Annotated in this window: 13 protein-coding genes; 11 read left to right on the top strand and 2 right to left on the bottom strand. The window is 33.0% G+C overall.

The annotated features are described in order from the left end of the window. Positions 1-63: 63 nt before the first annotated feature. The 9 genes from JE46_RS04495 (at position 64) to JE46_RS04455 (ending at position 9,475) form a co-directional block, all read left to right on the top strand. Positions 64-1,095: a 2Fe-2S iron-sulfur cluster-binding protein gene (locus JE46_RS04495; RefSeq protein ID WP_031454069.1), complete on the top strand. Its 1,032-nt coding sequence runs from the start codon at positions 64-66 to the stop codon at positions 1,093-1,095. 2 nt (positions 1,096-1,097) lie between these two features. Beyond that, positions 1,098-2,171 carry an NADH-quinone oxidoreductase subunit NuoH gene (nuoH, locus tag JE46_RS04490; RefSeq protein ID WP_031454068.1) on the top strand — a complete coding sequence of 358 codons (1,074 nt, stop codon included), beginning with the start codon at positions 1,098-1,100 and terminating at the stop codon, positions 2,169-2,171. Between the two features lie 155 nt (positions 2,172-2,326). Further along, positions 2,327-2,872 (top strand): NuoI/complex I 23 kDa subunit family protein, encoded by a 546-nt coding sequence (locus JE46_RS04485; protein WP_031454067.1) that lies wholly within the window; start codon positions 2,327-2,329, stop codon positions 2,870-2,872. After that, the gene (locus tag JE46_RS04480; RefSeq protein ID WP_031454066.1) at positions 2,873-3,412 is read left to right on the top strand and encodes an NADH-quinone oxidoreductase subunit J family protein; all 540 of its coding nucleotides are present in this window, start codon (positions 2,873-2,875) and stop codon (positions 3,410-3,412) included. Then, positions 3,412-3,732: an NADH-quinone oxidoreductase subunit NuoK gene (gene nuoK / locus JE46_RS04475; protein ID WP_017494599.1), complete on the top strand. Its 321-nt coding sequence runs from the start codon at positions 3,412-3,414 to the stop codon at positions 3,730-3,732. The genes JE46_RS04480 and nuoK overlap by 1 nt, the downstream gene beginning before the upstream one ends. A gap of 6 nt (positions 3,733-3,738) precedes the next feature. Beyond that, positions 3,739-5,628 (top strand): NADH-quinone oxidoreductase subunit L, encoded by a 1,890-nt coding sequence (nuoL, locus tag JE46_RS04470; RefSeq protein WP_031454065.1) that lies wholly within the window; start codon positions 3,739-3,741, stop codon positions 5,626-5,628. A gap of 10 nt (positions 5,629-5,638) precedes the next feature. Continuing rightward, positions 5,639-7,081, top strand: a complete 1,443-nt coding sequence (locus JE46_RS04465; protein WP_031454064.1) for a complex I subunit 4 family protein — start codon at positions 5,639-5,641, stop codon at positions 7,079-7,081. Positions 7,082-7,145: 64 nt separating this feature from the next. Further along, positions 7,146-8,537: an NADH-quinone oxidoreductase subunit N gene (locus tag JE46_RS04460; RefSeq protein WP_031454063.1), complete on the top strand. Its 1,392-nt coding sequence runs from the start codon at positions 7,146-7,148 to the stop codon at positions 8,535-8,537. A gap of 161 nt (positions 8,538-8,698) precedes the next feature. Continuing rightward, positions 8,699-9,475 carry a Bax inhibitor-1/YccA family protein gene (locus tag JE46_RS04455; protein WP_031454062.1) on the top strand — a complete coding sequence of 259 codons (777 nt, stop codon included), beginning with the start codon at positions 8,699-8,701 and terminating at the stop codon, positions 9,473-9,475. Between the two features lie 49 nt (positions 9,476-9,524). On the opposite strand, the gene JE46_RS04450 is transcribed toward JE46_RS04455, so the two are convergent. Together JE46_RS04450 and dinB are read right to left on the bottom strand one after the other, a co-directional pair. Further along, entirely contained in the window at positions 9,525-10,040 is a 516-nt protein-coding gene (locus JE46_RS04450; RefSeq protein WP_031454061.1) for a PAS domain-containing protein, read from the bottom strand. Between the two features lie 79 nt (positions 10,041-10,119). Then, on the bottom strand, positions 10,120-11,202 hold the full coding sequence (dinB, locus tag JE46_RS04445) for a DNA polymerase IV (protein ID WP_031454060.1): 1,083 nt from the start codon (positions 11,200-11,202) through the stop codon (positions 10,120-10,122). A 983-nt stretch (positions 11,203-12,185) separates the two neighbouring features. Between dinB and JE46_RS04440 the strand changes: the two genes are divergently transcribed. Then, positions 12,186-12,956: a hypothetical protein gene (locus JE46_RS04440; RefSeq protein WP_031454059.1), complete on the top strand. Its 771-nt coding sequence runs from the start codon at positions 12,186-12,188 to the stop codon at positions 12,954-12,956. Then, positions 12,957-14,033: a glycosyltransferase gene (locus tag JE46_RS04435; protein WP_031454058.1), complete on the top strand. Its 1,077-nt coding sequence runs from the start codon at positions 12,957-12,959 to the stop codon at positions 14,031-14,033. Positions 14,034-14,035 lie beyond the last annotated feature (2 nt).

The following is a 14,035-nucleotide window of genomic DNA, read 5'->3' as shown; positions in this document are numbered from 1 at the left end:
AGTATTAAAGGACAGCAAATCTTTTGAATATCTAAGCTTTCGAGATTCAAATCATTAAGAGAGATGAAAGTAACCATAGACGGTCAAAGTATTGACGTAGAACCAGGAACTACCATCCTGCAGGCTGCACGTATGATTGGAGGAGATCTAGTTCCGCCAGCCATGTGTTATTATTCAAAATTAAAAGGGAGCGGCGGAAAATGCCGTTGCTGTTTAGTTGAAGTTTCGAAAGGAAGTGAAGCCGACCCAAGACCAATGCCAAAACTAATGGCATCTTGTGTAACAGGCTGTATGGACGGAATGGAAGTAAACAGTAAATCTTCTGACCGCGTAACAGAAGCCCGTAAATCTGTAACGGAATTTTTATTGATCAATCACCCACTGGACTGTCCTATTTGTGATCAGGCCGGAGAATGTGATTTGCAGAATTTAAGTTTCGAACACGGGAATCCAAAATCACGTTATATTGAAGAAAAAAGAACGTTCGAGCCAGAAGATATCGGTCCGAATATTCAACTTCATATGAACCGTTGTATTTTATGTCAAAGATGTGTACAAGTTGCAGATCAATTGACAGACAACAGAGTACACGGCGTATTAGACCGTGGTGATCATGCTAATATTTCCACCGGAATTTCTAAAGCAATCGACAATGAATTCTCTGGAAACATGATTGACGTTTGTCCTGTTGGGGCATTAACTGATAAAACTTTCCGTTTTAAATCAAGAGTTTGGTTCAACAAACCTTATAACGCACACAGAGAATGTACGACTCCTGGATGTTGCGGAAAAACTACTGTTTGGATGTTTGGAGGAGAAATTCAGCGTGTTACAGGTCGTAAAGACGAGTACCATGAAGTAGAAGAATTTATCTGTAATTCTTGCCGTTTTGACCACAAAAATGTTAGTGACTGGGTTATTGAAGGACCAAGAGAATTTGAAAAAGATTCTGTTATCAACCAAAACAACTACACTCAAAAACTAGAGAAAGTACAAATTGACACCGAAAAGAATATTCTTTTGGGTAGAGATGTTGACCGTAAAAAAATTAGTATGGCTGAAATTCCGTTGAACACTAACAACAAAAATTCTTAAACATGGTAGATAGTGCATTTATTATAGAGAAAAGCGTTGTTATTGTAGTGGTTTTTGCCGTAACTATGATTATGGCCATGTATTCTACCTGGGCAGAGCGTAAAGTTGCTGCTTTTTTACAGGATCGTGTAGGACCAAACCGTGCCGGATGGGGAGGATTATTACAGCCTCTTGCAGATGGTTTGAAATTATTTTCGAAAGAAGAATTTTTCCCGAATACACCAAATAGATTTTTATTCGTTGTAGGGCCTGCAATTGCCATGAGTACCGCTTTGATGACCAGTGCTGTTATTCCGTGGGGAGACAGATTGCATTTATTTGGAAGGGATATTTTATTACAGGCAACTGATATTAACATTGCATTATTATACTTCTTTGGCGTTGTTTCAGTCGGAGTTTACGGAATCATGATTGGTGGATGGGCCTCTAACAATAAATTCTCTTTGATGGGAGCTGTTCGTGCCGCTTCGCAAATGGTTTCTTATGAAGTTGCGATGGGGTTATCAATGATTGCTTTGTTGATGATGACCGGAACTTTAAGTTTAAAAGAAATCTCTGAGCAACAAGCAGGTTTTTGGAATGACGGATGGTTTACTTGGAACGTTTTCAGCCAACCTTTATCTTTCCTTATTTTCCTTATTTGTGCTTTCGCAGAAACCAACAGAACACCTTTTGATTTGGCAGAATGTGAATCGGAGTTAATTGGTGGTTACCATACTGAATATTCATCTATGAAAATGGGATTCTATTTATTTGCTGAATATGCCAATATGTTTATCTCTGCAACTATTATCTCGGTATTGTTTTTTGGAGGATACAATTATCCGGGAATGCAGTGGATGGTAGAAAATGTTGGAGTAAATACCGCTAACATATTAGGAATAGCAGTTTTATTTGCCAAAATATGTTTCTGGATCTTTTTCTATATGTGGGTACGCTGGACGATTCCGAGATTTAGATATGACCAGTTGATGAATTTGGGATGGCGAATTTTGATTCCGCTTTCTATAATTAATATCATGATTACGGGTGCTGTTATTTTAAGACACGATATCGCAGCCGCTTTAGGATTCTAAAAACCGTAATGCCCTAGCCCTGATAGCAGCGGCATCCTTTTATGGTGGGGTTCACCATAAAAGATACAGCGGATAGCAGGATTAGCTACTAAATAAAAAACGAAATAGATTGGATTTGGTCTAATCATCAAATTGAATCACAAATTATACTTTAAATGTCAATAGAAACTATATCATTATCGGGTAGAAAAAAGTTGGTCTCTAACAAAGAGATGACTTTTTGGGAGCGATTGTATCTTGTGGCGATTGTAAAAGGTTTATTGATTACGATCAAACACTTTTTTAGAAAAAAAGCTACTATTCATTATCCGGAACAAGTACGTGAAATGAGTCCGGTTTATCGTGGTCAGCACCAGTTGAAACGTGATGAACAAGGTCGTGAAAATTGTACTGCCTGTGGATTATGTGCTTTGTCATGCCCTGCAGAAGCGATTACAATGAAGGCTGCTGAGCGTAAAGCAGATGAAAAACACTTGTACAGAGAAGAAAAATATGCTGAGATTTATGAAATTAACATGTTAAGATGTATTTTCTGTGGTCTTTGTGAAGAAGCTTGTCCGAAAGATGCCATCTATTTGACAACTTCAAAAGTATTGGTTCCTTCCAGTTATGAAAGAGAAGATTTTATTTTTGGAAAAGACAGATTAGTGATGCCTCTTGATGTGGCTATCAAAAATGCTCAACTTAATAATGCTAACTAAATGATACATATTCCTGATTTTGCACATGCAACTACTGTTCAAGTTATATTTTGTTTCTTAGCGTTTATCACGGTAATTACTGCTTTTTTGACCATTTTTAGCCGAAACCCAATTCATAGCGCTATTTATTTAGTGATTTGTTTTTTCTCGATTGCAGGTCATTATTTATTGCTAAATGCCCAATTTTTGGCTATCGTACATATTATAGTGTACTCGGGTGCTATTATGATTCTTTTCCTGTTTACGATCATGCTGATGAACCTAAACGAACGTCATCAGGTTCACAGACCGAGGATTACACGTTTGGGTGCGATTGTTTCTTTTTGTTTGATTGTTATTGTACTGATTACAATTTTCATTAACTCAAAACCAATTGTTGGCGAATATGATTCAAGCGGAGAAGATTTTCAATCTATTAAAGTTTTGGGTAAAATATTACTGAACGAATATATGGTTCCGTTTGAATTTGCTTCGATACTGCTTTTGGTAGCGATGATTGGAACTGTATTATTGTCTAAAAAAGAAAAATTAAATAAATAATGGGTAATATATTAAATCAAATAGGTATTGAAAACTACATCTTTTTAAGTGTTGTACTTTTCTGTATTGGTATTTTTGGTGTATTGTACAGACGAAATGCAATTATTGTTTTCATGTCTATCGAAATCATGCTAAATGCGGTAAACCTTTTATTTGTTGCTTTTTCGACTTATCATCAGGATGCACAAGGACAGGTTTTTGTATTCTTTTCGATGGCTGTTGCTGCAGCCGAAGTTGCGGTTGGATTAGCTATTTTAGTTTCGATCTTTAGAAATTTAGGTTCGATTAGTATCGATAATTTAAAAAATTTAAAAGGATAAATGGAAATGGATACCAATTTAGCTTTAGTTTTAGTTTTAGCTCCTTTTTTAGGATTTTTAATCAATGTTTTCTTTGGGAAAAATTTAGGAAAAACAGTTTCCGGAATTATCGGAACCGTTGCCGTAGCAGTTTCTTTTGTGGTTACTCTTTTACTTTTTAATCAAATTACTTCAACTGGAAAAGCCATTCAGGTCACTTTATTTGACTGGATTCAGATTAGTAATATTAACATTAATCTTGGATTTTTATTAGATCAGTTATCCTTACTTTGGCTGCTTTTTGTAACCGGTATTGGTTCTTTGATTCATATATATTCTATCAGTTACATGCATGATGATGAAAATGTGCACAAGTTCTTTTCGTACCTGAACTTATTCATTTTCTTTATGATTACCCTTGTAATTGGAAGTAACTTATTGGTATTATTTATCGGTTGGGAAGGTGTTGGACTTTGTTCGTACTTATTAATTGGATTTTGGTATAAAAACCAGGATTACAACGATGCTGCGAAAAAAGCTTTCATCATGAACAGAATTGGGGATTTAGGTCTTTTGATTGGAATGTTTATTTTAGGATATACTTTTAAAACATTAGACTATACCGAATTAAAACAAACTATTCTAACGATTCATTATGAGCCGCAAATTGCATGGAATGTATCAATTGCAGCATTATGTTTATTTATAGGAGCTTGTGGTAAATCTGCACAAATTCCTTTATATACCTGGTTACCGGATGCGATGGCGGGACCAACTCCCGTTTCTGCATTGATTCACGCAGCTACGATGGTAACTGCAGGGATTTTTATGGTAACGAGATTAAACTTTGTTTTTGATTTAGCTCATGACGTCCAGACTGTAATTGCAATAGTTGGAGCTGTAACTTCATTAGTTGCTGCAACTATTGGTTTAGTTCAGACAGACATCAAAAAAGTATTGGCTTACTCTACAGTTTCTCAATTAGGTTTAATGTTTTTGGCATTAGGATTTGGAGCTTATGAAGTAGCTGTTTTTCACGTAATTACTCACGCTTTCTTTAAAGCTTGTTTATTCTTAGGTTCAGGATCTGTTATTCACGGATTGCACGGAGAACAGGATATGCGTAAAATGGGTGGATTGCGTAAAGCAATGCCAATCACGTTCTGGACCATGTTAATTTCTTCATTGGCAATTTCAGGAGTTCCATTCTTTTCAGGTTTCTTTTCTAAAGATGAAATTTTATTGACAGCTTTCCATCACAGTATTCCATTATATGTTGTTGGCTCAGTTGCTTCAATTATGACGGCTTTCTATATGTTTAGATTAATGTTCTTAACTTTCTTTAAAGAATTTAGAGGAACTGAAGAGCAAAAACATCATTTACACGAAAGCGGTTCCTTAATTACTATTCCGCTTATCATCTTAGCTATTTTAGCAGCTTTTGGAGGATTAATCAGTTTACCTGGACACAGTTGGTTAAATGAATATCTTGCTCCGCTTTTCACGAAAGTAGCCGGCGAAGAACATCATTTAGGCGCAACTGAATATACTCTTATGGGAGTTGCTGTTTTAGGCGGGTTACTAGGGATTTTAATTGCTTACATCAAATATTTCAAACAAGATAATGTTCCTGAATCTGATGAAAATATTACAGGCTTGAGCAAAGTTTTATATAACAAATATTATGTTGATGAAGCTTATGATGCACTGTTTGTTGCTCCGGTAAACTTTTTATCAAAATTCTTTAGGGATTATATTGAAACAGGTTTATCTGCACTTGTTTTTGGATTAGGCAAAGCAACCAATGAGATTGGTTTTCAGGGTAAAAAATTACAAAACGGAAGTGTCGGATTGTATCTTTTTGCTTTTGTTTTGGGTCTTTGCGCCATTGTTTCCTATGTATTTTTAGCTCAATAATTTTATAACTATGAACGTTTCTCTTATATTAATTATTCTTTTAATTGGTGCATTTGTCACTTATTTTGCTGGTGATAAACTGGCATCAAAAGTAGCTTTGTTCTTTAGTTTGACAGCATTGGGCTGTTCTGTTGTCTTGTTGAATCATTTTTTGGCAGGAGAAAACATCAGTTTAATCAACGCCTGGATTACTAAGCCTAAAATTTCATTTGCTTTAAATGCTGATGGTTTAGCAATCGCAATGGTTTTATTAACGGTAGCACTAACTCCAATTATTATATTCTCCTCTTTTGGAAATGAATATAAAAATGCAAAAGGTTTTTATGCTTTGATTTTATTTATGGCTTTTGCAATGACAGGAACTTTCCTTGCTGCAGATGGTCTTTTATACTATATTTTCTGGGAGTTAGCATTAATTCCAATTTACTTTATTGCTCTCATTTGGGGGAATGGCGATGCTGAAGAACGCAGAAAAGCAGTGGTTAAATTCTTTATTTACACTCTTGCCGGATCCTTATTCATGTTAGTGGCTTTTATTTATTTATCTCAAAAAGCAAACGGAAGTTTCTTAATTGAAGATTTATACAAAGTAGAATTATCCGTTTGCGAACAGCTTTGGATTTTCCTGGCTTTCTTTTTAGCTTATGCTATTAAAATTCCAATTATTCCTTTCCACACCTGGCAGGCAAATGTTTACCAAAAAGCACCAACTGTTGGAACTATGCTTTTATCAGGTATCATGCTTAAAATGGGATTGTACAGCGTTATCCGCTGGCAATTGCCAATTGCACCTTTTGCTGCTAAAGAATTAATGAATATTATTATCGGTTTGGGAATTGCGGGTGTCATCTATGGATCAATTGTAGCTTTAAGACAAAAAGATGTAAAGAAATTATTAGCATACTCCTCTCTTGCTCACGTGGGATTAATTGCGGCAGGATCTTACACTTTAACCCTTGATGGCTTACGCGGGGCAGTTTTACAAATGATCGCTCACGGTTTTGTGGTGGTTGGATTATTCTTTGCTGCCGAAATCATTTTTAGAAGATTTGCTACAAGAGATATTACTGAATTAGGCGGAATACGTATTCAGTCCCCTAAATTCACTTCGATGTTTTTAATTCTGGTATTGGCTTCAGTTGCGTTACCGGGAACTTTTAACTTCGTAGGTGAGTTTACCGTTTTATACAGTCTTTCTCAAATTAATGTGTGGTTTGCAGTTTTGGGTGGAACCACGATTATTTTAGGAGCTTATTATATGCTTAAAATGTTTCAAAATGTAATGTTGGGTGAAGCTAATGCTAAAACTTTTTCTGATGTTACTCTTAACGAAGGAATTTCACTGGTTGTAATTATTGGCATTTTATTGTTCTTTGGATTGTATCCAAAACCAATTACTGACTTAATAACACCAAGTTTAGAAACGATTTTAAACGTTATCAATAAAAATTAATATTTTAAATAAAAATAAATTAGGGCATCGCCAGTTTTAGATTTCCTAAATCAAAAAAGCAAAAATGAATACATTAATAGCAATTACAGGATTGGGTATTTTCTGCCTATTATTTGAAATTCTTAATTTAAGGAAAGCCATTGTTCCGATAACAATTGTTGGATTATTGGCTGTTCTGGCACTTAATTTTTCAGAATTTGGATCAACAGAAAGTTACTACAACAATATGATTACAGTGAGTAAGTTTTCTACTGCTTTTTCATCATTATTTATTGTATTGACTATTTTTCTTGTTGCCTTAAGCCATAATTTTTACGAAAATCATCAAAATAAAATTTCAGATTTTGTTGCTATAAAAGTTTTTTTATTGGCTGGAGCAGTAGCAATGGTTTCTTTTGGAAATTTAGCCATGTTCTTCTTAGGTATCGAAATACTTTCTATTTCTTTATACATTCTGGCAGCAAGTGAGCGCTTAAATTTAAAAAGCAACGAAGCAGGAATGAAATACTTTTTGATGGGTTCATTTGCTTCAGGAATTATCCTTTTTGGAATTTGTCTGATTTACGGGGCAATGGGAAGTTTTGATGTAGTGGAAATAAGTGAATATTCTTTATCTGCAGAATTGCCAATCTGGTTCCCTATCGGAATGATTTTACTAACTGTAGGTATGTTGTTTAAAGTTGCCGCAGTTCCTTTTCACTTCTGGGCACCTGATGTGTACGAAGGCTCACCGGCTTTAACAACTGCCTTAATGAGTACATTGGCAAAAGTAGTAGCTATTGCAACACTTTATAAATTAATAGCTGGGCTAAATTTAATTTCATCTCTTGAAAATCAGGAGCTTTTAGGAACTTTTGAAACTATAATTGTTATCATTTCAATTGCTTCTATGACTGTCGGAAATATAATGGCATTACGTCAGGTTAATGTAAAACGTATGTTGGCTTTCTCAGGAATTTCTCATGCAGGTTTTATGTTAATGACTTTCTTAACTGTTGCAACTTCTGCAGGAGTTTTATTGTACTATACTGCAGCTTATGCTTTGGCTGGTATCGCAGCTTTTAGTGTAATTTTATACGTATGCAAAAATCAGGACAATGAAGATATTACCAACTTTCACGGTTTAGGAAAAACAAATCCGTTGTTGGCTGCAATCCTTACTGCTTCTTTACTCTCAATGGCAGGTATTCCAATTTTTTCAGGTTTTTTTGCAAAACTATTTTTATTCAATCAAACCATTCAGGCTGGTCATATTACTTTAGTTATTGTAGCCGTTATTAATTCTATTATTAGCGTTGGTTATTATTTTAAATTGATATTAGCTATGTATTCAAAAGAGCCTAATCAGGAGCGTAGCGGAAAACCATTCCTTATTTATGCTGTTGCCATCATTTCAATTGGTTTAAATATTGCGTTAGGTTTGTTCCCTTCATTAGTTTTAGATTTATTGAATTAAAAATTTCAATTCTTATAATTACAAATCCATCAGAAAAATTTCTGATGGATTTTTTATTTTAATCAATAATTTGTGATAAAAAATGATGTTAAAAATTTTATCCAAACCTGCAGACTTCAAAAAAACTACCTATATTTGATTACAATTAAATGTATTAAAATATGAACTTCAATTCGAAAAATCCATTTTTAAGTAACAAGCGTTTTTCATCAAATGCTGTTTCTAAGTCTTCTGAGCAAGTACACGGAGCACAGATTATCGATTACAATCAGGAAATGACTATATCCGGTACTATAAATAAAACAGCCATTTTATTCTTACTGTTATGTGCCGGAGCAATTTTAACATGGTGGATGGCATTTAATGGAATGAATGCAATGTTACCAACTATTGGAGGCGCCATTATAGCCCTTATTTTGGTAATAATTTCAGCATTCAAACCTCAGGCCTCTCCTTATTTAGCTCCAGGTTACGCTATATTTGAAGGGTTGTTTATTGGAGGAATCTCCGCTATTTTTGAAGCAAAATTTCCAGGAATTGTATTAAATGCTGTAGGAGCGACCTTAGTCACTTTTTTAGTTTGTCTGGGTCTATATAAATTTAAAATCGTAAAAGTAAATGAGCAATTTAGATCAATAGTTATTGCTGCAACATTGGCGATTGCAACTTATTATTTAATTTCCTGGATAGTTTCAATGTTTACCAGCTTTACTCCTGTTCATCATGGAAATTCATTGATGAGTATCGGAATTAGTGTTTTTGTAATCATTGTTGCTGCCTTAAACTTATTTTTAGATTTTGACCAAATCGAAAAGGGTGTTCAGCAAAGAATGCCAAAATTCATGGAATGGTATGGCGCTATGGGATTAGTAATTACATTAGTTTGGCTATACATAGAGTTCCTTAGATTATTGTCAAAATTTGCAAGCAGAGATTAACTTTTTTCTCAATAAAAAAAGGGCCTTTTGAAATTCAAAAGGCCCTTTTTTATGCTGCTTTTTCAAATGCTATAAAATGTGACAATTCGCCTTTCAAATTAAAAACAGGGAAACCATGAATTGTACAGTCATAAGTTTTTCCGTTTTTTTTATAATTCAAAATTGTCTTTTCAAAAGGAATTTGTTTTTTTATTGCTGTTCTGATTTCCCCTAATATTACACTTGAAGTTTCCGGTCCCTGAAACATCTTTGGTAATTTTCCAATCACTTCCTTTTCTGTATAACCTGTCATTTTACAAATTCCCTCTGAAGCAAAAATTATTTTTTGTTCTAAATCGGTAATTAAAACAACCTCATCTTTCATTCGTTCATTTATTCCTAAATCAGTTATATTCCATTTAAATTGGCTGGAAATACGTTGTATTTTTTTTACATCCGAAGAGAAAGTTTTCAGTTCATTTAAAGATTCATAATGAAAATCCCAACAAAGTATCGGAACTGAATTGCAATTTAAATTTGCTTCAGATTCAGTAAAAAACGCTCTATAATGATTAACAGAATTCATAAAAAAAAATTATATCTAAAATTAGCTAAAAAAATTGTACTGCTTAGCTTTTTATTCACTTAATGATTTTTTAATCTAATTAAAAAGCAAATTTTAACTGAACAACTACCGATTTTTTTTGTTCTGTATTTAGATTACTCAAAGAAATCCCCAATAATCTGACAGAATCTTTCATTCGTTCCTGATACAATAACTCTTCAACCGTTTCAAGAATTAAGCTTTTATCAGAAATAAAATAAGGCAGTGTTTTACTTCTGGTTTGCTGTGTGAAATCGCTGTATTTAATTTTAAGTGTGACCGTTTTTCCTGAAACATTGTGCCTTTTTAATCGCTTTTCCAACGAAACAGCTATTTTTTCGAGTTGTTCCAGCATAAAAATTTCCGATGTAAGATTGACATCAAAAGTATGTTCTGAGGCAACAGATTTGGTATTCCGTGAAGGTTTTACTTCGCTGTTATGAATTCCCCTAACAACGTAAAAATAAAATTTTCCTGATTTTCCAAAGTGCTTTTCTAAAAACTCAAGTGATTTGCTTTTCAAATCTAATCCTGTAAAAATCCCCAGTTGGTACATTTTTTCTGTCGTCACTTTCCCGACCCCATAAAATTTCCGAATGGGTAATTCTTCTAAAAAAGGAATTACTTCATCAGGGTTTACCGTTTTTTGACCATTAGGTTTATTGTAATCACTCGCAATTTTAGCTACGAATTTATTTATAGAAATTCCTGCAGAAGCAGTGATTCCAACTTCATTCAAAATTCGTAATCTGATTTCCTGAGCCAATAAGGATGCGCTTGGATTTCCTTTTTTATTCTGAGTTACATCAAGATAGGCTTCATCAAGCGAAAGCGGCTCCACCATATCTGTGTATTCATGAAAGATTTTATGAATCTTGGAAGAGATTTCTTTGTAACGATCAAAACGAGGCCGGACAAATATAATTTCGGGACAATATTTTTTGGCCAAAACACCACTTATAGCACTTCTGACACCAAATTTTCTGGCTTCATAGCTTGCTGCAGAAACTACTCCCCTATTCTCTGAGCCACCAACAGCAATGGGTTTTCCACGCAAAGCAGGATCATCCATTTGCTCTACCGAAGCATAAAAAGCATCCATATCGATGTGGATTATTTTTCGATGAATTGGAGTTTCAGACATAATACAAATTTAAAGAAGAACAGGTAATCTGAGCTATCAAAACTGATCAAATGTTTTTTAGGAAATTGAAATTTTTATTTAATTCCTGATAAAAACATTTTTTCAGCATCAAAAGAACAAATAACCATATTTAAAATATCTTAATAAATTAAGTATTAATTTTAATTATTTAAAAAAATAACGATAAAAAAAATAAAATAAGTTTTTTTATATATCTATAATTGCGAAAAATATTTTTATATATTTGCTGTACAGAAATGAATTACACCTGACATTTCGGTAAAGTGAATTGAAAATCACAAGCAGAAAAAAAATTAAATATCATGAAAGAAAGGCATGAGTTCATAAGAAATAAATCATAATGGACTCGGCATATCTATAAATACTATCAGAAAACAAAAAGCTCGCATATAATAGATGCAAGTATTTTGGGTTCATGATGAACTATCTAAACCAAAAAACCAATTGACCAAATTAAATCACCTTCCCCCGGTGATTTTTTTTTGACTTTTTTTGAGATTTATTTTATGTGATTTACACAATTCAATAATCTTGAAACTAAGAATAATGCATCATTACCTGAATTCGAAACAGGAGAGGTAGCCTCGATTACGGCTTCTAATCTGAAATGGGAAAATTGTTTTATCAGAAAAAAATTAATTACCTTTTAGCCGTTAGATTATATATGCTACTATAAATTCTAAAATATTTACTGTACTAAAAAGCTAATAAATAATTGTTGCTTTTTCTAAAATTAGATTTGGATTATTCTCCCGAAGTGAAATTTCAAATATCCAAACGACATATAATCCTAATCGATTATACTTAAAAAAACATTAGATGTTTTATTTTTACAACCTCATTACCAAAGAGTTTTAAAAAAAAATAGGGTGGTTTTGTATATTTAATAAATTAAATATTACTCGATTTATATCCTAAAATTGATTATATTGTTCCTAAATTCTTACAAAAATTTACAGACTATGAAAACTAATTCGGCGTTGATTATTGGGCATCCGGGACATGAATTACGAGCTTTCAAAATATTAAAAGACTTAAAACCTGACGTATATATTCTAACAGATGGTTCCGGGCAAAACAATGACTCCAGATTACATCAGTCTATAAAACTAATAGAATCTTTGGGTGCCACTTACAAATATTCCTTCATTCCTTTTTCTGATAAAGAAATATATAATATTATTCTTTCGGGCGACCTTGATAAAATTAAACAAATTAAAAAACAGCTTTTAATTTCAGTAAAAGAAAATAACTACAGTGAAATATATGGTGATGCACTAGAGGGCTTTAATCCTACTCATGATATTTGCAGATATATTATTAATGGAATTGTTGCTGAAATGGAAAAAGACAATCCCAAAAAACCGATTCTAAATTATGATTTCCTACTTGACAAAATACCGGATATGTTATCACAAAAAGAAAACAATTTGTCTTTTGAGCTTTCGCCAACGGAATTAGAAATGAAAATAAAGGCTGCCCTAGATTATCCCGAATTAAAAGCAGAGGTTGAAATGGCTATTGAGCGTTTTGGAGTTTCATCTTTTTCATGGGAATTGTACAGCAGAATTACAGATTTGAATCAAATAATCAACTGGAAAAACCCTTTTCCTTATTATGAAGAAATTGGAAGAAAGAGGGTAGTTTCAGGTGCATATAAAAACTGTATTGAATTTGAGAAACACATTAAACCTATTGCTGAAATTTGTTTAGCAACAACCGTATTTAATTAAATGAATATTTTAATCATAAATTTTATTTTAAATACACCATCGGGTACAGAAACCTACGTGTACGAATTAGCCATAGAATTACACAATCGCGGACATCATGTTGAAATATTTACTTTATTAAAGGGTGATTTAGCAAAATCTCTAATAGATTATGGAATACATGTTTCTACAGATTTAAAAAAAATAAAAAAGAAGCCCGATTGTATACATGCCCATCATAATATAACAACTCTCAAAACTGCGGGCTTTTTTAAAAAGACTCCAATTGTATATTTTATCCATGACAGAACACATTTTCATGATTATCCATTTAGACATCCTAATATTTTAAAATATGTTGCAGTCGATTATAATTGTAAAGACCGTTATTTAGAAAATGGATTTGAAGATAATGATATTGAAATAATTTATAATTGGGCAAATTTATCCCGCTTTAAACAACGCAAAACTATTTCAGAAACTCCCAAAAAAGCTTTGGCATTTTCTAATTATATGTCACAAACACATATTTTTCCTTTTATAAAAGAAGCCTGTTTATCTGAAGGTATCGAAATTGACCTAGTAGGTAGTGGCAATGGAAATGCTACTACAAGTCCGGAAAAAATCCTTGAACAATATGACATTGTATTTGGGAAAGCAAAGGCAGTAATAGAAGCCATGGCTACAGGTGCAGCCGTAATTGTATGTGATTTTAGAGGATTGGCAGAGTTTGTAACACCCGAAAACATGTTTCATTACAGAAAATATAATTTTGGGATGAAACTTATGACTAATACTATACAAACCGATTTGATTGTTCGTGAAATCAGGAAATATAATCCTGAAAATATATTAAAAGTCTCTAACTTTATCAGAGAAGAAGCTGATTTTATGTCAATAGTCTCCCAATTAGAAAACACCTATTTAAAGGTAATTAAAGAGTATGATAATAAAAAAAGAGGAAAATATAAAACCAGTTATTATAATTATCTAACCATTAGAAAAATTACTTTTATATTGGTGATGAAAATTCGATTAAATTATCATTTTCCAAAAAGCTATGCCTTCATTAAAAAAGTACTACATAATTTAAAATAAGA

The sequence above is a fragment of the Flavobacterium chungangense LMG 26729 genome (genome assembly GCF_000735715.2).
GTDB lineage: Bacteria > Bacteroidota > Bacteroidia > Flavobacteriales > Flavobacteriaceae > Flavobacterium > Flavobacterium chungangense.
This window is presented reverse-complemented; position numbering and strand designations above follow the sequence as displayed.